General features: G+C 61.4%; 9 protein-coding genes. 4 read left to right on the top strand and 5 right to left on the bottom strand.

The annotated features are described in order from the left end of the window. Positions 1 to 40: 40 nt before the first annotated feature. From KHO53_RS11255 to KHO53_RS11245, 3 genes are read right to left on the bottom strand one after another with little or no spacing between them, the layout of a single operon-like run. Positions 41 to 1,396, bottom strand: a complete 1,356-nt coding sequence (locus tag KHO53_RS11255) for an HlyD family type I secretion periplasmic adaptor subunit (protein WP_174242313.1) — start codon at positions 1,394 to 1,396, stop codon at positions 41 to 43. 7 nt (positions 1,397 to 1,403) lie between these two features. Then, entirely contained in the window at positions 1,404 to 3,560 is a 2,157-nt protein-coding gene (locus KHO53_RS11250; protein WP_010222063.1) for a type I secretion system permease/ATPase, read from the bottom strand. Between the two features lie 42 nt (positions 3,561 to 3,602). Further along, the gene (locus tag KHO53_RS11245) at positions 3,603 to 4,940 is read right to left on the bottom strand and encodes a TolC family outer membrane protein (RefSeq protein WP_010222062.1); all 1,338 of its coding nucleotides are present in this window, start codon (positions 4,938 to 4,940) and stop codon (positions 3,603 to 3,605) included. Positions 4,941 to 5,285: 345 nt separating this feature from the next. On the opposite strand from KHO53_RS11245, the gene KHO53_RS11240 reads away from it, so the two are divergent. After that, positions 5,286 to 20,021, top strand: a complete 14,736-nt coding sequence (locus KHO53_RS11240; protein WP_213570300.1) for a retention module-containing protein — start codon at positions 5,286 to 5,288, stop codon at positions 20,019 to 20,021. Positions 20,022 to 20,178: 157 nt separating this feature from the next. Then, the gene (locus KHO53_RS11235) at positions 20,179 to 20,523 is read left to right on the top strand and encodes a hypothetical protein (RefSeq protein WP_010220450.1); all 345 of its coding nucleotides are present in this window, start codon (positions 20,179 to 20,181) and stop codon (positions 20,521 to 20,523) included. A 37-nt stretch (positions 20,524 to 20,560) separates the two neighbouring features. On the opposite strand, the gene lapD is transcribed toward KHO53_RS11235, so the two are convergent. Together lapD and lapG are read right to left on the bottom strand one after the other, a co-directional pair. Then, the gene (lapD, locus tag KHO53_RS11230) at positions 20,561 to 22,507 is read right to left on the bottom strand and encodes a cyclic di-GMP receptor LapD (protein ID WP_010220449.1); all 1,947 of its coding nucleotides are present in this window, start codon (positions 22,505 to 22,507) and stop codon (positions 20,561 to 20,563) included. Positions 22,508 to 22,517: 10 nt separating this feature from the next. After that, entirely contained in the window at positions 22,518 to 23,210 is a 693-nt protein-coding gene (gene lapG / locus KHO53_RS11225; RefSeq protein WP_010220448.1) for a cysteine protease LapG, read from the bottom strand. 303 nt (positions 23,211 to 23,513) lie between these two features. Here lapG and KHO53_RS11220 point away from each other — a divergent pair, with 303 nt between their 5' ends. Next, the gene (locus KHO53_RS11220) at positions 23,514 to 24,206 is read left to right on the top strand and encodes a GntR family transcriptional regulator (RefSeq protein ID WP_010220447.1); all 693 of its coding nucleotides are present in this window, start codon (positions 23,514 to 23,516) and stop codon (positions 24,204 to 24,206) included. 77 nt (positions 24,207 to 24,283) lie between these two features. Beyond that, on the top strand, positions 24,284 to 24,874 hold the full coding sequence (locus KHO53_RS11215; RefSeq protein WP_100783463.1) for a thioesterase domain-containing protein: 591 nt from the start codon (positions 24,284 to 24,286) through the stop codon (positions 24,872 to 24,874). The last annotated feature ends 402 nt before the right edge of the window (positions 24,875 to 25,276 follow it).

Here is a 25,276-nt window from a genome sequence, read left to right as displayed (position 1 = left end):
ACAAAGTCCAACTGTGGGAGCTGGCTTGCCAGCGATGCTTTTAGCGCTCGCGCAGCGCTTCGGCACGCGCGCGGATGATCGGCTTGAGCAAGTAGCTCAATACGCTCTTCTTGCCGGTGATGATGTCCACCGAAGCGACCATCCCCGGGATGATCAACAGCGGCTTGTCGTCGGTCCCCAGGTGGCTGCGCTCGGTGCGCAGCTTGATCACGTAGAAGGTGTTCTTGTCTTCGTCGGTGATGGTGTCGGCACCGATCTGTTCGAGCTTGGCTTTCAAGCCGCCGTAGATGGTGAAGTCATAGGCGGTGAACTTGACCATCGCCTCCTGCCCCGGGTGCAGGAAGGCGATGTCTTGCGGGCGGATGCGCGCTTCGACCAGCAAGGTGTCATCCAGCGGGACGATCTCGACCAGGTCGCTGCCCGGCTGGATCACCCCACCCACGGTGTTGACCAGCAGCTGCTTGACGATACCGCGCACCGGCGAGGTCACCAGGGTACGGTTGACCCGGTCGTCCAGGGCCTTGCCGGTGGCCTGGGCCTTGCTCAGGTCGGTGCGCGCCTCGTTGAGTTGGGTCAGGGCTTCGCTGCGAAACTTGCCGCGGGTCTCGTCGATCTTGCGCTCGACTTCCTTGATCGCCGATTCGGCGCGCGGAATCGCCAGCGAGGTGGCGTCCAGCTGGCCACGGTTCTCCACTTCGGCACGCTTGAGGCGCAGCACTTCCACCTGGGAGATCGCGCCCTGGGCCACCAGCGGCTCGGACATGCTGATCTCCTGGCGCAACAGCTGCAGGCTGTTGCGGTACTGGCCCTGCTTGGAGCTGAACTCGCGCAGTTCCTGCTGACGCTGCACCAGTTGCTCCTGCAGGCCGCCGATCTCGTCCTGCAACTGCTGGCGGCGGCTCTGGTAAAGGGATTCTTCGTTGGCGGCCTGGCTCGGCGCGGCCTTGCGGATTTCGGCGTCGATCTTCAGCGGCCGGTCTTCGACCTCGGCGCTCAGGCGTTCGACGCGCAGGGCCATGGCCAGGCGGTCCGCCTCGGTCTCACCGACGTTGGAAACAAAGCGGGTGTCGTCCAGGCGCAGCAACGGGTCGCCCACTTCGACGATCTCGCCTTCTTTGGCGTAGATCTGCGCGACAATGCCGCCTTCCAGGTTCTGGATTTTCTGCAGTTTGGACGACGGGATCGCCTTGCCTTCGCCACGGGTCACTTCGTCGATAATGGCGAAGTTGGCCCAGAGGCCCATGAACAGGAAGAAGCCAAGCACCCCCCAGATGGTCAGGCGCACGATGCGCGGGGCATCTTCGATCAGTGCCTTGTTGACCTCCGGCAACGGTTGCCCGCTGAGCGACTCGGAACCCTTGAAGTACTTGCGCAGGCTGTCCTTGATCTGGCCCATATCCAACTTAAGCAACACTGATCTGCCCCTTCTTCAGCGCATCCATGACGGCGGCTTTCGGGCCATCCGCGACTATCTGCCCGCGATCGACAACGATCAGGCGGTCGACCAGTGACAACAGCGAGGCCCGGTGAGTCACCAGGACCACGGTCTTGTTCTCGATGACCGCTTGCAGGCGTTGCTTGAGGCGTTCTTCACCGGTGTTGTCCATGGCGCTGGTCGGCTCGTCGAGCAGCAGGATCTGCGGGTTGAGCAGCAAGGCGCGGCCAAGGGCGACGTTCTGCCGCTGGCCACCGGACAGGTTCTGGCCACGCTCGCCGACCTGCAGCTCATAACCTTGCGGGTGCAGCCGGGCGAACTCATGCACCCCGGACAACTCGGCAGCCTGCAGGACCATTTCGTCCTCCACGTAGCGGGCACCGCTGACCAGGTTGTCACGCAGGGTACCGGCCAGCAGCTGGATATCCTGGGGCACGTAGCCGATGTTGTGGCGCAGTTCGCTGACGTCGATCTGGCGGATGTCCACGCCATCGACCAGCAAGGAGCCGGCATCGGCTTCGTAGAGACCGACGATCAACTTGGCCAGCGAGCTCTTGCCCGAGCCGCTGCGGCCGATGATGCCGATTTTCTCGCCGGGGCGGATCGCCACATTGACGCCCTTGAGCGCCAGGTTCTGCTGGTTCGGGTAGGTGAAATCGACGCCACGGAACTCGATGGCGCCCTGCAGCACCTGACGGCTCAGCGGGCGTTCTTCGAAGTTGCGCTCTTGCGGCAGCTCCATCATCTGGTCGGTGGAGACCATGGTGACCTTGGCTTGCTGGTAACGGGTCAGCAGGCCGGAAAGCTGGCCCAGCGGGCCGAGGGCGCGGCCACTGAGCATGTAGCAGGCGATCAGGCCGCCCATGCTCAGGTTGCCAGCCATGATCTGGTAGACGCCGGCGCAGATCAGCGCCACGCCTGCCAGTTGCTGGATCAGCAGGGTGATGTTCATTGCCAGGCCAGAGAGCACCTTGACCCGCAGCTCGAGGCGGCTGAGGGTGCCGATGGTCTGCTCCCACATGTACTGGCGTTCGCTTTCGGCGTTGTTGACCTTGACCGCATCGAGCCCGGCGAGGGTCTCGATCAGGCTCGACTGGCGCTCGGAGGCCAGCGCCATGGTCCGTTCAAGGGTCGCCACCAGCGGTTTCTGCAGGGCATAACCGATGCCCAGGGCCAGCGGGAAGGCGATGATTGGAATCCACACCAGGTGCCCGCCAATGATGGCGATCACCAGCAGGATCAACAGGGTGAACGGCAGGTCGATCAGGCTGGTCAGGGTCAACGAGGCGAGGAAGTCGCGCAGGCCCTGGAATTCATGGATGTTCTGGGCAAAGCTGCCGACCCTTGCCGGCCGGTATTTCATGGCCATGCCAACGATGCGCTCGAACAGCGTGGCGGAGATGATCAGGTCGGTCTTCTTCCCGGCCAGGTCCAGGCACAAGCTGCGCAGGCCCTTGAGGATCAGGTCGAAGATGTAGGCGCCGGAGATACCCAGGGCCAGGACCCAAAGGGTCGAGGTGGCCTGGTTGGGCACCACGCGGTCGTAGACGTTCATCACGAACAGCGGCGCGGCCAGGGCGATCAGGTTGATTACCAGGCTTGCGGCGATGGCGTCGATGTACAGCCAGCGGCTGCGCTTGAGGGTGTCACGGAACCAGGAGCGCGCCCGCGGGATCAGGTTGCCGTGATTGACGTCGAACTTGTGCTGCGGCTGGGCGAAGAACACCCGACCACTGTAGTCGCTCTGCAGGGCTTCGCGGCTGACATGCACCTCGCCGCCGTCGCTCTCGCTGAGCAACAGGCGCGCGGTGTCGTCGTTCTCCCACCCCAGCAACACCGTGCTGCGACCGTCCTTGAGCAGGAGCATGGCCGGCATGGCAATGCTCGGGATCTGCTCCAGCTTGCGTTGCAGCAAGCGGCCCTGCAGGCCGGCACGGGCTGCCGCACGTGGCAGCAGCTCCGGGCTCAGGCGCTGGGCCGGCAACGGCAGGCCGGTGGTCAGCATGGCCCGGCTGGCGGGCTTCTGGTGCAGCACGCAGAGAGACAGCAGGCTGTCCAGCAGCGGGTCGTCGTGCTGACTGCGGGGATCATGGCTGAGCTGGACTCGACTGACTTCTGATTCCACGCGGGCTCTCTTAACGGTTGCGGTTGGCTATGACAGTGAACCTCAGTTCATGCCTGGCAGGTTCACTTTCGGTTTAAGGTCGTTCTGCACCACGGTGGCCATCGGTGCGACAACACCCTGGCTCTTGAGCAGCTGACCAATGGTCGCTTTGATTCGGTACTGAGTAAACAGCTGGATGTTCTTCACTTCGGTCAGCCGACGCTGCGCGGTGAAGAGTTCGTTCTCGCTGTCGAGCAAGTCTAGCAAGGTACGTTCGCCCAGGCTGAACTGCTTCTGGTAGGCGGTGCGCACACTGTTGCTGTGATCGACGTATTGCTGGGCGATCGGCAACTGCGCATTGGCGTTATCCATAGCATTCCATGCCAGGCCTAGCTCCTCATTGAGCTGGCGCAAGGCATTGTTACGAATGTCCAGCGCCTGGTTGGTCAGGTACGACTTGGATTCCAGGTCGGCCTTGTTACTGCCGCCGGCGTACAAGTTGAAACTCATGCGCAGCATAGCCTGCCATTCGTTGTTGTGGCCGTTCATGCCATCCAGATCGTTATCGGCCGTCCGTCCGAGTTCTGCATCAAAACGCGGATAGAAAGTAGACTTTGCCGCTTCGTATTGTTTCTCCGCTGCTGCGATATCGGACTCCGCCGAGCGCAGGATCGGGCTGCTCTCGACCATCTGCTGACGGGCTTCGTCGAGGTTGGCTGGCAACAGGTCGACAAACGGCGCAGGGCTGCTTAACTCGTCCGGCAGTTGACCGACCACGCTCAGGTAGTTGGTCTTGGCATCGGCGAGGTTGGTCTGCTCGGTGATCAGGTTGTTGCGCGCCTGGGCCAGACGCGCTTCGGCCTGGTCAAGGTCAGCCAGGCGGCCGACGCCACGGGCGGTGCGCAGCTTGATCTGGTCGTAGATGCGTTCGTGGCTGCGCAGGTTGTCTTCTGCCAGGCGGACCATCTCGCGACGGGTCAGGACATCCAGGTAGACCTGGGCAACGGTCAGCGCGGTGCGCTCGGACGCCCCCAGCAGCGAGTAGGCACGGGAGTTGACGGTGGCTTGCTGGCGGCCGACTTCGCTCGAGGTGGCAAAACCGTCGAAGACCATCTGCCGCAGACGCACACTCGACTCACCGCGGTTGAGGGTTTCCCAGCGGTTGCCGGTGCTCGGGCTGTCGGTGCCTTCACGGCCATAACCGGCCAGCACATCGACACGCGGCAGGTAACCGCCCTTGGCGGCGCGCAGTTGGTAGTCGGCAGCAATTCGGCTGTTAACCCCGGCCTGAATTTCCGGGTGCACCTCGAGGGCTTTCTGCATGGCCTCTGGCAGGCTCTGTGCTTGAACGAAACTGGTGGCGAGGACGAAAGGAAGAGCAGTAAACAGTGACGCGCGCATTTAACTTTTTCCCAGGGACGTCTTGTCCCAAATCACAGCAGAAATCGTTGCTGCATTAGAAAATGGCAACCGGATTGACCTTATGTCGGAAACTTCCGAAGGAGTACTTGGTTCGTACGGTGGAAGAGTGGCAGCCGCTCAAATATCAATGTGACATTACAGAGCTGATTGTTTAGGATGGCAGCAGGAAGGTCAATACTTTGGCATAAACTTAATAGCCAACAGATATCGACAATTAATTGACGTCAAAAGCGTCGAACTCACTATTGAAACATTCCATCAGAAGCGGCAATTCAGCGCCTGCTGGCATGGAAGCCAAATTGAACGGGTAGTCCGGAGAGTCCAATGAGCAGTGTTGTTGCCATCGTCAAAAGCATTGTTGGCCAAGTAATCGCCGTATCCCCAGAAGGGATTCAACGTGTACTCATCGAAGGTGACCGCCTGTTCGCTGGCGAGCAGGTACTCACCGGCCTGGCCGGTGCCGTCACCCTGGAATTGGCCGATGGCCGCAGCCTGGACCTGGGCCGTGATACTCAGTGGAGTGCCGACACCCCGGACAGCAGCACTGACCTGGCGGCTGCCACCGCTCAGGCAGCGCCTTCGGTCGAAGAGCTGCAACAGGCCATCGCCGCCGGTGCTGACCCGACTACCGAACTTGAAGCCACCGCAGCCGGCCCGACTGCCGCAGGTAGCGGCGGCGCGGCCGGTGGTGGCCACAGCTTCGTCATGCTCGATGCCACCGCAGGCTCGGTCGACCCGACCATTGGCTTCCCGACCGGCCCTATCGGCTTTGCCACCGGCGCCGCCACCCAGGAGCTGGGCGGCCTGGACGATGCCAACAACCCGGCAACCACCACGCCTACCCGCGAGTCCGGCCTGACCCTGAGCGCCACGCCGTCGATCACCGAGGCCGGTGGCGTGATCATCTACACCGCCACCCTGGGCCAGCCACCGCTGACCGACCTGACCGTGACCCTGTCCAATGGCCAGGTCATCGTCATCAACGCCGGGCAGACCACCGGCAGCGTCAGCGTGACCATCCCGCCGAACGATACCGTGTACCTGGACAGCAGTGAGATCTCCACGACCATCACCGGCACCACCGGCGGCGCGGGCCTGATCGTCACCCCGGACACCACCCCGGCGGTGACCCAGATCACCGACACCATCGACACCACCACAGTCACCCTGACCGCCAACCCGAGTGTCACCGAAGGCGGCGTGATCACCTACACCGCTACCCTGACCAATCCGGCGCAGACGCCGGTGACCGTCACCCTGTCCAACGGCAGCACTATCACCATCGGCGCCGGCCAGAGCACCGGTACCGTTGACGTGCAGACGCCAGCGAACGACGTCTACAACAACGGCAGCAGCGTCAGCACCACCATCGCTGGCGCCACGGGCGGCAACTTCGAGAACCTGGTACCGAACCCGAACCCGGCGGTCACCACCATTACCGACTCGATCGATGACACCGGCCTGAGCCTGAACGCCACCGGTACCGTGGCCGAAGGCGGCTCGATCATCTACACCGCGACCCTGACCAACCCGGCCGGCACACCAGTGACCGTGACCCTGAGCAACGGCGCAGTGATCACCATTGCCGCAGGCCAGACCGAAGGCAGCGTCACCGTGCCTGCGCCAAGCGATGACGTGTATGTCGATGCCGGCAACGTCAGCGTGAGCATCGACAAAGTCGATGGCGGCAACTTCGAGAACCTGGTGGTCAGCAATCAGCCGGCAGTGACTGAAGTTACTGACACCATCGATACGTCGACCGTCACCCTGACGGCCAATAGCAGCGTTGCCGAAGGTGGTGTGGTGACCTACACCGCTTCGGTCACTGCGCCAGTCACCGGTTCTGCGCTGGTTATTACCCTGGCCAATGGTCAGCAGATCACTATTCCGGTCGGCCAGAGCACTGGCTCGGTCGAGTTCGTTGCGCCGAACAACGTGCACACCACCAACCCGGACCTGACCAACAGCATCACCGGCACTTCCGGCGGCAATTACGAGAAGCTGGACACTGCGGGTAACCCAGTGACCACCGTCACCGACGGTCCAGGTACCGATGACACTACCGGTCTGAAACTGACGGCCACTGGTTCGGTCGCAGAAGGCGGTTCGATTGTTTATACCGCAACGCTGACCAACCCGGCCGGTACCGAAATGAAAGTCACCCTGAGCAATGGTGAAGTGATCACCATCGCCGCGGGCCAAACCGAAGGCAGCATTACCGTCGCAGCGCCTGCCGATGACGTCTACATCGATGCCGGTGAAGTGAGCGTGACCGTCACTGGCACTACGGGCGGTGATTTCGAGAAAGTTGCAGTAGATGGCACTCCGGCCGTTACTCAAGTGACGGACACCATCGATACTTCGACTGTCACCTTGACTGCGAACAGCAGCGTTGCCGAAGGTGGCGTCGTCACCTACACCGCTTCGGTGACTGCGCCGGTTACCGGTTCTGCGTTGGTGATCAACCTGGCCAATGGTCAGCAGATCACTATTCCGGTCGGCCAGAGCACTGGCTCGGTTGAGTTCGTTGCGCCGAACAACGTGCACACCACCAATCCGGACCTGACCAACAGCATCACCGGCACCACCGGTGGTAACTACGAGAAGCTGGAAACTGCGGGTAACCCAGTGACCACCGTCACCGACGGTCCAGGTACTGACGACACTACCGGTCTGAAGTTGACCGCTACTGGTTCGGTCGCTGAAGGCGGCGACATCATCTACACCGCCACCCTGACCAATCCGGCTGGCACCGAGATGAAGGTGACCCTGAGCAACGGTGAAGTGATCACCATCGCTGCGGGTCAGACTGAAGGCAGCATCACTGTTCCGGCACCGGAAGACGATGTGTACATCGACGCCGGTGAAGTCAGCGTGACCATCGCTGGCACCACCGGTGGCGATTTCGAGAAAGTCGAAGTCGACCCGGCGGCTGCAGTGACTGAAGTCACCGATACCATCGACACTTCGACTGTCACCCTGACCGCTACTCCAAGCGTGACTGAGGGTGGTGTGGTTACCTACACCGCCTCGGTGACTGCTCCGGTTACCGGCTCGAACCTGGTCATTACTCTGGCCAACGGTCAGCAGATCACCATCCCAGTCGGTTCGAGCTCGGGCACCGTGGACTTCGTTGCACCGAACAACGTGCACACCACCAACCCGGACCTGACCAACAGCATCACCAGCACCACCGGTGGTAACTACGAGAAGCTGGATACCGCGGGCAACCCAGTGACTACCGTCACCGACGGCCCAGGTACCGATGACACCACCGGCCTGAAACTGACGGCTACCGGTTCGGTCGCTGAAGGCGGCGACATCATCTACACCGCCACCCTGACCAATCCGGCTGGCACCGAGATGAAGGTCACCCTGAGCAACGGTGAAGTCATCACCATCGCTGCAGGTCAGACTGAAGGCAGCATCACTGTTCCGGCTCCGGAAGACGATGTATACATCGATGCCGGCGAAATCAGTGTGACCATCGCTGGCACCACCGGTGGTGATTTCGAGAAAGTCGAAGTCGACCCGACTGCTGCCGTGACTGAAGTCACCGATACCATCGATACCTCGACTGTCACCCTGACCGCTACCCCAAGCGTGACCGAAGGCGGCGTCGTCACCTACACCGCTTCGGTTACTGCGCCAGTGACCGGTTCCGCGTTGGTGATCAACCTGGCCAACGGTCAGCAAATCACCATCCCAGTTGGTTCGAGCTCGGGTACCGTGGACTTCGTTGCACCCAACAACGTGCATACCACCAACCCGGACCTGACCAACAGCATCACCAGCACCACCGGTGGCAACTACGAGAAGCTGGATACCGCTGGTAACCCGGTGACCACCGTCACCGACGGTCCAGGTACCGATGACACTACCGGCCTCAAACTCACCGCTACCGGCTCCGTGGCCGAAGGCGGCGACATCATCTACACCGCTACGCTGACCAACCCAGCTGGCACCGAGATGAAAGTCACCCTGAGCAACGGTGAAGTCATCACCATCGCTGCAGGTCAGACCGAAGGCAGCATCACTGTTCCGGCTCCGGAAGACGATGTGTACATCGACGCGGGCGAAGTCAGCGTCACTGTCACCGGCACCACTGGTGGCGACTTCGAGAAGCTGGCTGTGGATAACACTCCAGCCGTTACCGAAGTGACTGACACCATCGACACTTCGACTGTCACCCTGACCGCTACCCCGAGCGTGACCGAAGGTGGCGTCGTCACCTACACCGCTTCGGTTACTGCGCCAGTGACCGGTTCCGCGTTGGTGATCAACCTGGCCAACGGCCAACAGATCACCATCCCTGTCGGTTCGAGCTCCGGCACTGTGGACTTCGTTGCACCCAACAACGTCCACACCACCAACCCGGACCTGACTAACAGCATCACCGGTACCACCGGTGGCAACTACGAGAAGCTGGATACCGCGGGCAACCCAGTGACCACCGTCACCGACGGCCCAGGTACCGACGACACCACCGGCCTGAAACTGACCGCCACTGGTTCGGTCGCCGAAGGCGGCGACATCATCTACACCGCCACCCTGACCAACCCAGCTGGCACCGAGATGAAGGTCACCCTGAGCAACGGTGAAGTCATCACCATCGCTGCGGGTCAGACCGAAGGCAGCATCACTGTTCCGGCTCCGGAAGACGATGTGTACATCGATGCGGGCGAAGTCAGCGTCACTGTCACCGGCACCACCGGTGGCGACTTCGAGAAGCTGGCTGTGGATAACACCCCAGCCGTCACCGAAGTGACTGACACCATCGACACCTCGACCGTCACCCTGACCGCTACTCCAAGCGTGACTGAGGGTGGTGTGGTTACCTACACCGCCTCGGTGACTGCGCCAGTAACCGGTTCTGCGCTCGTGGTGACTCTGGCTAACGGCCAACAGATCACTATCCCTGTAGGTTCCAGCTCGGGCACCGTGGACTTCGTTGCACCTAACAACGTACACACCACCAACCCGGACCTGACCAACAGCATCACCGGCACCACCGGTGGCAACTACGAGAAGCTGGACACTGCGGGTAACCCAGTGACCACCGTCACCGACGGCCCAGGTACCGACGACACTACCGGTCTGAAATTGACCGCTACCGGCTCCGTGGCCGAAGGCGGCGACATCATCTACACCGCCACCCTGACCAACCCAGCTGGCACCGAGATGAAAGTCACCCTGAGCAACGGTGAAGTCATCACCATCGCTGCAGGTCAGACCGAAGGCAGCATCACTGTTCCGGCTCCGGAAGACGATGTGTACATCGACGCGGGCGAAGTCAGCGTCACTGTCACCGGCACCACCGGTGGCGACTTCGAGAAGCTGGCTGTGGATAACACCCCAGCCGTCACCGAAGTGACTGACACCATCGACACCTCGACCGTCACCCTGACCGCTACTCCAAGCGTGACTGAGGGTGGTGTGGTTACCTACACCGCCTCGGTGACTGCGCCAGTAACCGGTTCTGCGCTCGTGGTGACTCTGGCTAACGGCCAACAGATCACTATCCCTGTAGGTTCCAGCTCGGGCACCGTGGACTTCGTTGCACCTAACAACGTACACACCACCAACCCGGACCTGACCAACAGCATCACCGGCACCACCGGTGGCAACTACGAGAAGCTGGACACTGCGGGTAACCCAGTGACCACCGTCACCGACGGCCCAGGTACCGACGACACTACCGGTCTGAAGCTGACGGCTACCGGTTCGGTCGCTGAAGGCGGCGACATCATCTACACCGCCACCCTGACCAATCCGGCTGGCACCGAAATGAAGGTCACCCTGAGCAACGGTGAAGTCATCACCATCGCTGCGGGTCAGACCGAAGGCAGCATCACTGTTCCGGCTCCGGAAGACGATGTGTACATCGACGCCGGTGAAGTCAGCGTCACGGTGACCGGCACCACTGGTGGCGACTTCGAGAAGCTGGCTGTGGATAACACCCCAGCCGTCACTGAAGTGACTGACACCATCGACACCAGCACCGTTACGCTGACCGCTACTCCAAGCGTGACCGAAGGCGGCGTCGTCACCTACACCGCTTCGGTGACTGCGCCAGTGACCGGTTCTGCGCTCGTGGTGACTCTGGCTAACGGCCAACAGATCACCATCCCTGTCGGTTCGAGCTCCGGCACTGTGGACTTCGTTGCGCCGAACAACGTCCACACCACCAACCCAGACCTGACCAACAGCATCACCGGTACCACCGGTGGTAACTACGAGAAGCTGGATACCGCGGGTAACCCAGTGACCACCGTCACCGACGGTCCAGGTACCGACGACACCACCGGCCTCAAACTCACCGCCACCGGCTCCGTGGCCGAAGGCGGCGACATCATCTACACCGCCACCCTGACCAATCCGGCTGGCACCGAGATGAAGGTGACCCTGAGCAACGGTGAAGTGATCACCATCGCTGCCGGTCAGACCGAAGGCAGCATCACTGTTCCGGCTCCGGAAGACGATGTGTACATCGATGCCGGCGAAGTCAGCGTCACGGTGACCGGAACTACCGGTGGCGACTTCGAGAAGCTGGCTGTGGATAACACCCCAGCCGTCACCGAAGTGACTGACACCATCGACACTTCGACCGTCACCCTGACTGCGACGCCAAGCGTGACCGAAGGTGGCGTGGTGACTTACACCGCCTCCGTCACCGCGCCGGTGACTGGTTCGGCGTTGGTGATCAACCTGGCCAACGGCCAACAGATCACCATCCCTGTCGGTTCGAGCTCCGGCACTGTGGACTTCGTTGCGCCGAACAACGTGCACACCACCAACCCAGACCTGACCAACAGCATCACCGGCACCACCGGTGGCAACTACGAGAAGCTGGATACCGCTGGCAACCCAGTGACCACCGTCACCGACGGTCCAGGTACCGACGACACTACCGGTCTGAAATTAACCGCTACTGGCTCTGTGGCCGAAGGCGGCGACATCATCTACACCGCCACCCTGACCAATCCGGCTGGCACCGAGATGAAGGTGACCCTGAGCAACGGTGAAGTCATCACCATCGCTGCGGGTCAGACCGAAGGCAGCATCACTGTTCCGGCTCCGGAAGACGATGTGTACATCGACGCCGGTGAAGTCAGCGTGACCATCGCTGGCACCACCGGTGGCGACTTCGAGAAAGTCGAAGTCGACCCGACTGCTGCCGTGACTGAAGTCACCGATACCATCGACACCTCGACTGTCACCCTGACCGCTACCCCGAGCGTGGCCGAAGGTGGCGTCGTCACCTACACCGCTTCGGTTACTGCGCCAGTGACCGGTTCTGCGCTCGTGGTGACTCTGGCTAACGGCCAACAGATCACCATCCCAGTCGGTTCGAGCTCCGGCACCGTGGACTTCGTTGCACCAAACAACGTCCACACCACCAACCCGGACCTGACCAACAGCATCACCGGTACCACCGGCGGCAACTACGAGAAGCTGGACACTGCGGGTAACCCAGTGACCACCGTCACCGACGGCCCAGGTACTGACGACACTACCGGTCTGAAGCTGACCGCCACTGGTTCGGTCGCCGAAGGCGGCGACATCATCTACACCGCCACCCTGACCAACCCAGCCGGCACCGAAATGAAGGTGACCCTGAGCAACGGTGAAGTGATCACCATCGCTGCGGGTCAGACCGAAGGCAGCATCACTGTTCCGGCTCCGGAAGACGATGTGTACATCGATGCTGGCGAAGTCAGCGTTACTGTCACTGGCACCACCGGTGGCGATTTCGAGAAAGTCGAAGTCGACCCGGCGGCTGCAGTGACTGAAGTCACCGATACCATCGACACTTCGACTGTCACCCTGACCGCGACGCCAAGCGTGACCGAAGGCGGCGTCGTCACCTACACCGCTTCGGTTACTGCGCCGGTGACTGGCTCTGCGCTGGTTATTTCTCTGGCCAACGGTCAGCAGATCACCATCCCGGTCGGTTCCAGCTCGGGCACCGTGGACTTCGTTGCACCGAACAACGTGCACACCACCAACCCGGACCTGACCAACAGCATCACCGGCACCACCGGCGGCAACTACGAGAAGCTGGATACCGCTGGCAACCCAGTGACTACCGTCACCGACGGCCCAGGTACCGACGACACTACCGGTCTGAAGCTGACGGCTACCGGTTCGGTCGCTGAAGGCGGCGACATCATCTACACCGCCACCCTGACCAACCCAGCTGGCACCGAGATGAAGGTGACCCTGAGCAACGGTGAAGTCATCACCATTGCTGCTGGTCAGACCGAAGGCAGCATCACTGTTCCGGCTCCGGAAGACGATGTGTACATCGATGCTGGCGAAGTCAGCGTCACTGTCACCGGCACCACCGGTGGCGACTTCGAGAAGCTGGCTGTGGATAACACGCCAGCCGTCACCGAAGTGACCGATACCATCGACACTTCGACTGTCACCCTGACCGCGACGCCAAGCGTGACTGAGGGTGGTGTGGTGACTTACACCGCTTCCGTCACCGCGCCGGTGACTGGTTCTGCGTTGGTGATCAACCTGGCCAACGGCCAACAGATCACCATCCCTGTCGGTTCGAGCTCCGGCACTGTGGACTTCGTTGCGCCGAACAACGTGCACACCACCAATCCGGACCTGACCAACAGCATCACCGGTACCACCGGTGGTAACTACGAGAAGCTGGATACCGCGGGCAACCCAGTGACCACCGTCACCGACGGCCCAGGTACCGATGACACCACCGGCCTGAAACTGACCGCTACCGGCTCCGTGGCCGAAGGCGGCGACATCATCTACACCGCCACCCTGACCAACCCAGCCGGCACCGAGATGAAGGTGACCCTGAGCAACGGTGAAGTCATCACCATTGCTGCCGGTCAGACTGAAGGCAGCATCACTGTTCCGGCTCCGGAAGACGATGTGTACATCGACGCGGGCGAAGTCAGCGTCACTGTCACCGGCACCACTGGTGGCGACTTCGAGAAGCTGGCTGTGGATAACACTCCAGCCGTTACCGAAGTGACTGACACCATCGACACTTCGACTGTCACCCTGACCGCTACTCCAAGCGTGACTGAGGGTGGTGTGGTGACTTACACCGCCTCGGTGACTGCTCCGGTTACCGGCTCGAACCTGGTCATTACTCTGGCCAACGGTCAGCAGATCACCATCCCCGTCGGTTCGAGCTCGGGCACCGTGGACTTCGTTGCACCGAACAATGTACACACCACCAATCCGGACCTGACCAACAGCATCACCAGCACCACCGGTGGTAACTACGAGAAGCTGGATACCGCGGGCAACCCAGTGACTACCGTCACCGACGGCCCAGGTACCGATGACACCACCGGCCTGAAACTGACGGCTACCGGTTCGGTCGCTGAAGGCGGCGACATCATCTACACCGCTACGCTGACCAACCCAGCTGGCACCGAGATGAAAGTCACCCTGAGCAACGGTGAAGTGATCACCATCGCTGCAGGTCAGACCGAAGGCAGCATCACTGTTCCGGCTCCGGAAGACGATGTGTACATCGACGCCGGTGAAGTCAGCGTGACCATCGCTGGCACCACCGGTGGCGACTTCGAGAAAGTCGAAGTCGACCCGACTGCTGCCGTGACTGAAGTCACCGATACCATCGATACCTCGACTGTCACCCTGACCGCTACCCCGAGCGTGGCCGAAGGTGGCGTCGTCACCTACACCGCTTCGGTTACTGCGCCAGTGACCGGTTCTGCGCTCGTGGTGACTCTGGCTAACGGCCAACAGATCACCATCCCAGTCGGTTCGAGCTCCGGCACCGTGGACTTCGTTGCACCGAACAACGTCCACACCACCAATCCGGATCTGACCAACAGCATCACCGGCACCACCGGTGGCAACTACGAGAAGCTGGACACTGCGGGTAACCCAGTGACCACCGTCACCGACGGCCCAGGTACCGACGACACTACCGGCCTGAAACTGACCGCCACTGGTTCGGTCGCCGAAGGCGGCGACATCATCTACACCGCCACCCTGACCAATCCGGCTGGCACCGAGATGAAGGTGACCCTGAGCAACGGTGAAGTCATCACCATCGCTGCGGGTCAGACCGAAGGCAGCATCACTGTTCCGGCTCCGGAAGACGATGTGTACATCGATGCTGGCGAAGTCAGCGTCACCGTGACCGGCACCACTGGTGGCGACTTCGAGAAGCTGGCTGTGGATAACACCCCAGCCGTCACCGAAGTGACTGACACCATCGACACCTCGACCGTCACCCTGACCGCTACTCCAAGCGTGACTGAGGGTGGTGTGGTGACTTACACCGCTTCCGTCACCGCGCCGGTGACTGGTTCCGCGTTGGTGATCAACCTGGCAAACGGTCAGCAAATCACCATCCCTGTAGGTTCCAGCTCCGGCACCGTGGACTTCGTTGCACCGAACAACGTGCACACCACCAACCCAGACCTGACCAACAGCATCACCGGCACCACCGGTGGCAACTACGAGAAGCTGGATACCGCTGGCAACCCAGTGACTACCGTCACCGACGGCCCAGGTACCGACGACACCACCGGCCTCAAGCTGACCGCGACTCCAACCGTCAATGAAGGCGGCTCGATCACTTACACCGCGACGCTGACCAATCCGGCCGGCACCGAGATGAAAGTGACCCTGAGCAACGGTGAAGTGATCACCATTGCCAAAGGCCAGACCGAAGGCAAGATCACCATCGATGCACCAAGCGACGACGTTTACATCGATGCTGGCCAGCTGAGCGTGACCGTCACTGGCACCACCGGCGGTGACTTCGAGAAGCTGGCTGTGGATAACACCCCAGCGATCACCGACGTCAAGGACACCATCGACACTTCGACGGTTACCCTGACCGCCAGCACCAACAGTGTTGTCGAAGGCGGCGTAGTGACTTACACCGCCAAGGTCTCCGCGCCGGTTACCGGTTCCGACCTGGTAATCAACCTGGCCAACGGTCAGCAAATCACCATCGTTGTCGGCCAGACCACTAGCACGGTAGATTACGTTGCACCGAACAACGTGCACACCACCAACCCGGACCTGACCAACAGCATCACCGGTACCAGCGGCGGCAACTACGAGAAACTGGTCAGCACCGGCAACACCACCGTCAGCGTCACCGACGGCCCGGGCACCAAGGACTCCACCAGCCTGACCCTGACCGCGACCCCGACCGTGGCCGAAGGCGGCTCGATCACTTACGTGGCCAAGCTGAGCAATCCGGCCGGTACCGAGATGAAGGTCACCCTGAGCAACGGTGAGACCATCACCATCGCTGCAGGCCAGACCGAAGGCAAGGTGACCATCGCCGCGCCTGGCGATGACGTGTACATCGATGCCGGTAACGTCAGCGCGAAAATCACTGGCAGCACCGGTGGTGACTTCGAAGAGCTGAAGATCGACGGTTCGTCTGCCGTGACCAGCGTCACCGATACCATCGACACCACCAACCTGACCCTGAGCGCTACGCCGTCGGTCGCTGAAGGTGGCAACATCACCTACACCGCCACCTTGAGCAACAAGGCGCAGACCCCGGTCACCGTGACCCTGAGCAACGGTGCCAGCATCATCATCGACGCTGGCAAGACCACCGGTACGGTCAGCGTGCCTGCGCCAGCGGACGACGTGTACATCGATGCCGGCAGCGTCAACGCGACCATTACCGGCGCCACCGGTGGCAACTTCGAAGACCTGGCAATCAGCAAACAGCCAGCCGTCACCCAGGTGACCGACACCATCGACACCACCACCGTCAGCATCAGCGGCACCACCTCGGTGACCGAAGGTGATTCGGCCAACTACACCCTGACCCTGACCAACAAGGCGCAAACCGATGTGGTCATCAAGCTGACCTACAGCGGTACCGCCACCAATGGTGCGGACTACACCGGTGTGGCCACCGTGGTAATCAAGGCGGGCAGCAACGTTGGCACCTTCAGCGTGCCGATCATCCGCGACGGCATTGCCGAGAGCGCCGAGAACTTCACCGTGAAGATCGACTCGGCCACCGGCGGCAACTTCGAGAACCTGGTGGTCAGCGGCAGCGCTGGCAGTGTCACCACCACCATCGTCAGCAACGAGGCACCTGTTGCCGCTGGCGGTGCCGTGACCGGTACCGAAGATACCGACCTGGTGCTGAGCTGGGCCAACTTCGGCATCACCGATGCCGATACCCCTGCGGCTAACCTGGGTCTGACCATCACCAAACTGCCCGCCGATGGCGTGCTGCAGTACAAGGATGGCAACGTCTGGAAAACCCTGACCGACGCTGACGCCGGCAAAGTCTTCAGCAAGGCCGACATCGACGCTGGCAAGCTGAAATTCGTGCCGGATCACAACGAGTCGGGCATCGATGCCAACGGCGGCACCGGCGTCGGCAACAAAGAAGCCGACTACGCGCAGATCAAGTTCAAGCCGACTGACGGCCAGGGCCTGGGCAACGAGGCCACCATCAAGGTCGATATCACCCCGGTGGCCGACAAGCCTGACCTGAACATTGGCAGCAACAACGTCAACTCGATCGGCCTGGTCAAGGAAACCTGGAACAGCCTCAGCGGCCTGGGCACCAATGGCAACGGCATCACCGGCGACGCGCTGAAGACCGTGTTCGACAACTCGGGCAAGGCCAACAGCAGCTCGCTGGTGACCAACGCCCAGTCCGACGCCAGCGTCGTTGGCGGTTCCGGCTCGAAGACCTCCGGCCTGATCTACCTGGAAGCGGGCAAGACCTACAGCTTCAGCGGTGTCGGCGATGACAGCCTGCTGATCACCATCGGCGGCAAGAACGTGGCCCAGGCCACCTGGGGCGCCGGCGGTGCGATCAACGGTTCGTTCAAGCCGACCATCAGCGGCTACTACACCCTGGACATCTACCACGCCAACCAGAGCGGCCCTGGCAGCTATGACGTCAACCTGTCGGTCAACGGCAGCACCCCGGTCGACCTGAGCAACGCCAATATCCCGATGTACCCGGGCGTGAACGAGCTGACCAACGCCGGCGTCACCGTCGGCGAGTTGCACGGCGCCAATGGCGAAGGCTACTACCAGGGCTACAAGCTCAACGAAGGCGCCGAGAACGGCACCGTCAAGCTGGTCGGTATCTCCACCAACCTCACCGACACCGATGGTTCGGAAACCCTCAGCGTCAAGCTGGGCGGCATTCCGGCAGGCTCGGTACTGAGCGATGGCGCCGGCCACACCGTCACCGTCGGCAAGGACGCAGTCGATGTCACCGGCTGGAACCTCAACGGCTTGAGCATCAAGCCGCCGGCCTATTACCAGGGTCAGTTCGACGTGACCGTCACCTCGACGGCCACCGAGAAGGCCAACGGCAGCACTGACTTCAGCCAGGGCACGATCAAGGTCACCGTTTACCCGGATACCTACGTCACCACCAACCTCACGGCGGAGAGCGACAACCATACCCTGGGCACCAGCAACGACATCGTCGTCGCCGATGTCAACGGCCTGCACGTGGTACCGGGACAGGACTACAACCTGGCGTTCATCGTCGATACCTCCGGCAGTATGAAAGCCGCCGGTGTGGACGCTGCGCAGAAGTCCCTGCAGTCGGTGTTCGATACCCTGGCCAACAGTGTGAAGGGTGCACAGTCGGGTACCGTGAACATCCTGCTGGTGGACTTCTCCAGCCAGGTCAACAAGTCGGTTTCGGTCAACCTGTCCGATGCGGGCTCGCTGCAAGCGCTGAAGGATGCGCTCAAGGCCATGTATTCCGAGGGCGGTACCAACTACGAGGACGCCTTCAAGACGACGGCAAACTGGTTCCAGAACCTCAAAAATGCCGGCAACACCGGTAGCAACCAGACGTTCTTCATTACCGATGGCCAGCCGACTTTCCACCAGGCCAACGAGCAAGGCAACCCGCAGCTGGCCAGCTCCGGCTGGACCCTGGACAGCTTCCTCCAGTCGATCAACTACAAGCCAGGCGATACGCTGAACCGCTACCAGCTGGACAGCAATAACCGGGTCAGTATCGATGCCGACGGTAACCTCAATGCCCAGTACAAGTACTACGGCAACTGGTACACCTCGACCTCCGGCACCATCCGCGCTCAGGGCGATGGCACCTACGAGCTGTCCAGCCGTTCCGGTTGGGGCAATGGCACCAGCAACGACACCTGGAACAACTCGCTGGACAGCTTCAAGATCCTCAGCGGCCTCTCCAGCGTCGAAGCCATCGGCCTGAACAGTGGCGTTAACGTCAACGATCTCAAGCCGTTCGACAGCGACAGTAAACCGCAGACCAACATCGACCCAAGCCAACTGGCCGAAGCGATCCTTGGTCATACCGAGGCCACCAAGCCGGGCAACGACACGGTCAGCGGCGGCGATGGCCACGACATCCTGTTCGGCGACCTGGTCAGCTTCGACTCGATCGCCGGCAACGGTGTCGAAGCCATACAGGCCTACGTGGCCGGCAAGCTGGGGGTCAACCTGGGTGACGTCGATGGCCGCGTGCTGCATCAGTACATCACCGAGCACGTCAGCGAGTTCGATGTGTCGCGCAGCAACGATGGCGCCGACATCCTCATCGGTGGCGACGGCAATGACATTCTCTTCGGCCAGGGTGGCAACGACTACCTCGATGGCGGCAAGGGTAATGACATCCTCCTTGGCGGTACCGGCAACGACACCCTGCTGGGCGGTGAAGGCAACGACATCCTGATCGGCGGCAAGGGCGACGACATCATGACCGGCGGTAGCGGGGCCGACACCTTCGTGTGGAAGGCCGGCGACACCGGCAAGGACGTGATCAAGGACTTCAAGGCTGCCGAAGGCGACCGTCTGGACCTGAGCGACCTGCTCCAGGGCGAGAAGGCCAGCACCATCGACAACTACCTGAAGATCACCACGGTCAACGGCGAGTCGACCCTGCAGGTCAGCTCCGAAGGCAAGCTCAATGCCTCCGGCGGCCTGGCCAATGCCGATGTGACGATCAAGCTGGAAGGGGTCAATTGGGCCAATACCACGATCAACTCGCTGGTTACCGGTGCCGACCCGACCATCAAGATCGACCACTCCAACAGCTAATCCACGGCCTGCGCCAGCCCCCCCGGGGCTGGCGCGGCGCTTCGGACTTTGCCTGCACCGTATTCACAGCGCATACTCGCTCGCCGGGCTACACGCCCGACCAGCTTGGCCTATGCTGCTGACTGCGGATACGGACTGACATTCAGAGGGATACCCCATGTTCTACGTGCAACGCGATGCACAGGGCCAACTGGTCCGGGTAGAGGCCGCACCCTACGCCGAATACACGGAAATCCTCCCGGCCGACCATGCCGAGATCCAGGAGTGGTTCGCCGACGATGTGGTCGAGAACAGCCTCAAACAACTCAAACAGAGTGACCTGGACATGATCCGGGTGCTCGAGGATTTGATCGAAGTGCTGACCACCAAAGGCGTGATCAGCATTACCGACCTGCCGCCCGGCGCGCAGGCCAAATTGCTCAGCCGCTCCAATGCTCGCCAGGTGCTGGGCGGGTTGACCAACCTGATCGATGACAGTGAAGAAAACGGCGGCCTGATCTGAGTGCTGCAGGCCCGTTGCCGGCCTGCAGCCGCTTGCCTCAACGCCAGGGTGCCGGCTCGCCGATCAGTCGTCCCTGAACCCCTTGAATGCCCATCTCGCGCAATACCTTGAGCTCACCCTCGGTTTCGACCCGCTCGGCAATCAGCGGCAAGTCGATGCTGTGCGCTGCGCGCTGGATCGCTTCGATGAACAGGCGCTTGTGCCGTTCATGGTCGATGGCGCGGATGTAGCTGCCGTCGATTTTCAGGTAAGCCAGGCCCAGGTGCGCCAGGTTGCCGATCATGCTGAAACGCCCGCCAAAACGCTGCAGGCTGAGGCTAAAGCCCAAGGCCCGCAGACGGCGGGTGAGCTGTTCGAGCACCGCTTGTTCAGGCAGTTGCTCTTCGCCGATCTCAAGGGTCAGGCGCGGGCCCAGCACAGCGTTCTGGCCAAGCAGCTCATAGACTCGCTGTAACGCCTTGGGGTCGGCCAGGGTCGCCGCCGACACGTTCAGGGCCAGCGCTTCATTGTGGTTGTGCATATGCTTGAGCACCTGTTCAAGCATCAGCACATCGAGCCGCGCCGACCAGCCAAAACGCTCCAGCCACGGCAGGAAGCGCCCGGCGGCAACGGCCTGGCCCTGGGCATCGAGCACCCGCGAGATCACTTTGTAATGCAGCACACGCTCCGGCGCATCGCAGGCCACCACCGGCTGGAAGAACAACTGGAAGCGACCCTGCTGCAACGCCTCATCAAGCAGCGTGTGCCAGGCATGGTGAGTATCGCCGGCTTGCGGCGCGGTGCCCTGCTCCAGGCACACCCAGCCCGGCTCCAGCTGGCTCTCGGCGCGGGCCAGGGCTTCGTCGGCCAGCTTGAGCAAGGCCTGCGGGTCATCGCCCGGACTGTAAGGGGCCATGCCGATGCAAGCGACCGGGGTCACATCGCTGGCGCCGGTGTCGGCCAGGCTCTGCAAGGTCACTTCCAGGGCCTGGGCCAACTGGGTCGCCTCTTCATGCACCAACCCCGGCGCCAGCACGGCGAACTCGCCGCCGCGGCTGCGGGTGATCAGGTTGTTGGTTTCCGGGTAGTTGGCGCAGGTACGTTGCAACTGCTGGCCGACTGCTTGCAGCAACTGGTCGGTGCGCTGACCACCCAGACGCTGGTTGAGCCCGGCCAGGTCCTTGACCCGCAGCAACAGCAGGTAACCCGGGCGCGCTTCTTCGAGGTTGCTGACCAAGGCGTTGAGCTGCATTTCGAAATAGCGGCGGTTGGCAAGGCCGGTGAGGCTGTCCTGGTACGACTCGACCCGCAGCTTCTCGCTGCGTTCGGCCTGCTCCTGGAACAGCGCCTTGAGCTTCTCGACCATCTGGTTCATGGCCTGTACTACCCGGCGCAACTCCGGGGTGCGTGGCAGGTCTGGCAGGCTGAGGAACTCACGCCGGGCAATGGCGTGGGACTGCGCCACCATGTAATCCAGCGGCTTGAGCTGGCGACGCAGCAACAATGCACCAAGCACCGCACTCAACGCGCCGCACAGCAGCAGCCAGCCGAGGCTGCCCAGTGCACTCTGCCAGAGCTTGGCCAGGGCGAACATCGGATGGCTGACCACCTCGACCCGTGCCGCCTGTTGCCAGCCGCGGCTGACGATGGCATCGCCACCGGCCGCCTCCAGGCCGATCAGGCGGATGAACCAGGCCGGCACACCATTGGCATCAGGCTCGGCATGGCGTTCCACCAGCAGGGCGTTGGAGCCCGTGTCGATGACCTTGATGCTCGAATAGTAACCACTGTCGAAGATCGAGCTGACCATCAGCTCGACCATTGCCGGGTCATCAATATTCGGTGTCAGCGACAACGCCAGGGCCGTAGCGGCATCCTGGGCGTGAGAGCGCAACTGGTTGACGTACTGGCTGCGCGAACTCTCCAGGCTGACCATGAAGCTGCCGCTGAAGGCGACCACCAGGAACAGGCAGATGGCAAGCAGCAATTGTTTGAACAGTGACATCTGTGCTCCTTCAGTAAGCCGGCTCGGCGGGGAAGCCTTCGGCCTGCATCTTCTTCAATAGATCCTGCCAACGCGACAAACGTTTGGTGTCGCCGACTTTCTTGTTGCCACCCGCCCCGGTCAGCCACAGGCCCTCACCGTTGAACGAATACACCGGCAACAGGTCCGGCCGCTGGCTGGCGGGCTTGATCGCATCGATCAGGCTGTCGAGCACCAGCGGCATGGCCTCCGGGCTTGAATAATAGGTCAGGACCATGTGCGCACGGTTCTGGCGCAGGGCCTTGACGTAGGTAATGCGCAGTTTTTCGGCAGGAACCCCGAGCCGGCGCAGGCTGAAATACTTGGCGATAGCGTAGTCTTCACAGTCACCAGCGCCCTTGATCAACGATTGCACCGGCGTTGCCCAGTAGTCCACCTCACGCCACAGGTCGATGTCTTCGACATAGCGCAACTGCTGGTTGAAGAACTGGTTGACCACCTTCAGGCGCTCAGCTTCGCTGCCTTGCTTCTGGGTTGCCAACAGGTTCTGCCAGGCATCGATGCGGCCCTGACCAGGCCCCAATGGCCCGTACAACGACTGAGCGCGGCGGCTGATCTGGGAAAAGTCCCAGTCCGCCTGCAGGCCGCCCAGCAACAGGCAGCCGAGCACCACGGCCAGGCCAAGCCGGCGCAGGGTCAATTGAACAGCCCAACGTATCGCCAATGCGAATAATCCGCGCAGACTTGTGAGAAAACACCGATGGTGCGGCCTCACCCCGAAAAAAACAATGGCACCATACAATCACCCTGCCATCAACCTGTTGATCATGAGCAACCCCTTGTCAGGCGCGGGCTACAACCCTGCTTCCCTTGAGCAAAAACTTCCTTCACGATAGCAAGCATGGCGCCGGTGAGCGTGGTTTCGCATTGTTGATGCGCGGCCTCATCGATGCGGTTTGACAAGTAAATCTCTCCTAACTAGGGTTATTGGATCCAATGACCCCCTTCGACTTCAGGCAAAGACAGCGTGGGCGGAAAAACCAAACTCCTGAGCGAAATCCTGGGTGGCGAGCAAGTTCCGCCACACTTGGCTCGTACTGTGATCGAAGAACGGCTGCGCAGTGCCATCCTTGATGGTCGCCTGGAGCCCGGTCTGGCCTTGCGCCAACAGGAACTGGCCACTTTGTTTGGCGTCAGCCGCATGCCCGTGCGCGAAGCCCTGCGCCAGCTGGAGGCACAATCGCTGCTGCAGGTGGTGGCGCACAAGGGTGCGGTGGTCGCGCCGCTGATCGGCGAGGATGCCGTAGATACCTATGCCTTGCGGGTCATTCTGGAATCCGAAGCGTTGCGTCAGTCGATTCCGTTGCTCGATGCCGACGACATTGCCCTGGCGCGCAGCTATATCGCCCAACTGGAAAACGAAACCCGGCATGCCGAAATCGGGCGCCTGAACCGCTTGTTCCACATGAGCCTGTATAGCAAGGCGAGCAATCAGAAACTCTTGCGACTGATTGAAAACGAACTCAATGAAGAAGAACGCTTTCTGCGTTTCCACTTATCCTCGATGGGCCTGGGCAAGTTGACCCAGGACGATCACATCGGGTTGGTGGACGCCGCTAATGACAAGTCGGTTGAAGAAGCCGTCAGGATTCTCGAACGCCACCTGAACAACGGGGCGAAAACGATCAAGGCCTACCTGAGCCGACAATCGACAGAGTAAAACCACGGCCACTGCCGGCGACCCCGGCCAATGGCCGCAATTGCGCTCGGGGCATACCTTGAGCGAAAGGACAGGCCGTGCACGCCCCTACTCTTCAGCGCAGAACCGTACCAGGCTCTGCCCAGCCGCCCCAGGTTCGCCTGATCTGCCTTGCCTGCAGCGAGGACCACCTGAGCCAATACCGTGCCTGGGCAGCGGAGCTTAACGAACATATCGAACTGGTGACCGTCAACGTCCTGGCCTACGGCGATCTGACAACCTCGCTGCCCCTGCAAAACAAGTGCGCCCTGGTCGCATCATTGATCGAACGCTTACAGGTCTACCTGCGCACCCCCCATGCCCTGTTCGGCCAGGGGCCGGGCGCCCAGCTCGCCTTTGCCCTGGCCAATCACGCCGCGCAACTGCACCCAGGGCAGACGCGTCATCTGTTTGTCTCCACATGCGACAGCCCCCATGCGACGACGGCCGGTGAATCGGCAGCAGCGCTCAACGTGCCCGTCACTGCGCTGTATCCGTCAGGTTATCTGGCGCGGATGCTGGGCTGGCATGATTTCAGCAGCCGCGAAATCGAGCTGATCGAACTACCTGAAGAGCAAGGCAACGACCCTATGCTCAATCAGCGCCTGCTCCAGATCATCAACACCCATCTGGGCCTGCTAAGCCTGTAAACCCAGGCGCACGGCCATCCGGCGAGGGGCTCTGGCCCCTGAATTCTCTCCTCCTGTTGCAGCCAGCCATGGCGGCCCCTGCATTTTCGGCACACTCTTACCCGCGCAGCGACCGCTGATCGCCGTCAGGCGGGCCAGGTCGCGTGCCTATTGCACACCTGCAGAAGGAGCCTGGCGCCGGGCAAGGACCGATATCGATCAGCTGCCCCCAAGAGTCAACCTCGTCCGAATTACATTATTTAGTGCTCCGAGTGAGGCATTCACTCACGCAGTTTTATTCTGACACTTAGTTGCCGGAAGGAGCACTTACATAAAAATAAAACTTTAACCAAAAGTTTTAATTACTTGCTTCACACCCGAAAACCATCAACTAAAAATATAATTAACAAAATGATTGCCGAA

The organism is Pseudomonas sp. RC2C2 (genome assembly GCF_018390435.1).
Lineage (GTDB): Bacteria > Pseudomonadota > Gammaproteobacteria > Pseudomonadales > Pseudomonadaceae > Aquipseudomonas > Aquipseudomonas donghuensis.
The sequence above is the reverse complement of the archived record's forward strand: the minus strand, read 5'-3'. Positions and strand labels throughout refer to the sequence as shown.

Coding starts and splice junctions, on each gene's coding strand:
- KHO53_RS11255 (WP_174242313.1), bottom strand. CDS start 1,396: ATGGGCCAGATCAAGGACAGCCTGCGCAAGTACTTCAAGGGTTCCGAG.
- KHO53_RS11245 (WP_010222062.1), bottom strand. CDS start 4,940: ATGCGCGCGTCACTGTTTACTGCTCTTCCTTTCGTCCTCGCCACCAGT.
- KHO53_RS11240 (WP_213570300.1), top strand. CDS start 5,286: ATGAGCAGTGTTGTTGCCATCGTCAAAAGCATTGTTGGCCAAGTAATC.
- KHO53_RS11235 (WP_010220450.1), top strand. CDS start 20,179: ATGTTCTACGTGCAACGCGATGCACAGGGCCAACTGGTCCGGGTAGAG.
- lapD (WP_010220449.1), bottom strand. CDS start 22,507: ATGTCACTGTTCAAACAATTGCTGCTTGCCATCTGCCTGTTCCTGGTG.